Source organism: Streptomyces fulvoviolaceus (assembly GCF_000718165.1).
Taxonomy (GTDB): domain Bacteria; phylum Actinomycetota; class Actinomycetes; order Streptomycetales; family Streptomycetaceae; genus Streptomyces; species Streptomyces fulvoviolaceus.
The window spans coordinates 1-646 of record NZ_JOEY01000164.1 but is presented as its reverse complement, the minus strand read 5'-3'; the positions used below and the strand labels follow the sequence as shown (position 1 = coordinate 646).

Below are 646 nucleotides of genomic sequence, written 5' to 3'. Positions count from 1 at the left end.
GACAGCAATAGGGACCGCGGTGCAGTCCGGCGAGACAGCCGAGGGCGAGGGACCGGAGCCCGGGATCAGTCCCGCAGCCGACGCCGCACCACAGCGGGCGTCAGCCGGCAGCGGCACACCAGCAGCACCGCGCCTCCAGAAGCACGGCCCGTGATCCGAGCGGGTTTCTTCTTCGTGCTCGGGCAGCTGCGTGCGGTCACCGCCTCGGCAATGGTGTCAGGCCACCAGTCCGGGGAGGGGTTCGGAGTCGTCGATGAAGGCGCGGGCCACATCCGACAGGCGCCGGTTGTGGGAACGGGCGTAACCGCGCAGGGTGGTGAAAGCCTGCTCCATGTCGATGTTCTGGCGTTCGGCGAGTTTGCCCTTCGCCTGTTCGATCAGTACTCGGCTGTTCAGCGCGGTCTGCAGCTGTTCGTTGAGGACCGTGCTGCGATGGCTGGCGTTGTTGCAGGAGGCTGATGGTGGCGACGTCGGCCAGGGCCTGGGCGATGAGTGTGCCCGCCGGGTCGAAGGGGCCGGGGGCGGCGTGGAAGAGGTTCATGGCGCCGACGACCTCGTCGCGCAGGCGCATGGGCAGCGCCTGGACCGCCCCGAAGCCGCTGCGGTGGGCCGCCGTGACGAAGTGCGGCCAGCGGTCGGCCTCCCG

2 protein-coding genes are annotated in these 646 nt (G+C 70.0%); one reads left to right on the top strand and one right to left on the bottom strand.

Annotation, left to right across the window (positions count from 1 at the left end; translation table 11 throughout):
• Positions 1-216 precede the first annotated feature (216 nt).
• The gene (locus IG08_RS62345; protein ID WP_234343249.1) at positions 217-378 is read right to left on the bottom strand and encodes an ANTAR domain-containing protein; all 162 of its coding nucleotides are present in this window, start codon (positions 376-378) and stop codon (positions 217-219) included.
• Here IG08_RS62345 and IG08_RS62340 point away from each other — a divergent pair.
• A partial coding sequence (locus IG08_RS62340; RefSeq protein WP_234343248.1) for a hypothetical protein occupies positions 332-646 on the top strand: 315 nt, incomplete at its 3' end. The genes IG08_RS62345 and IG08_RS62340 overlap by 47 nt on opposite strands.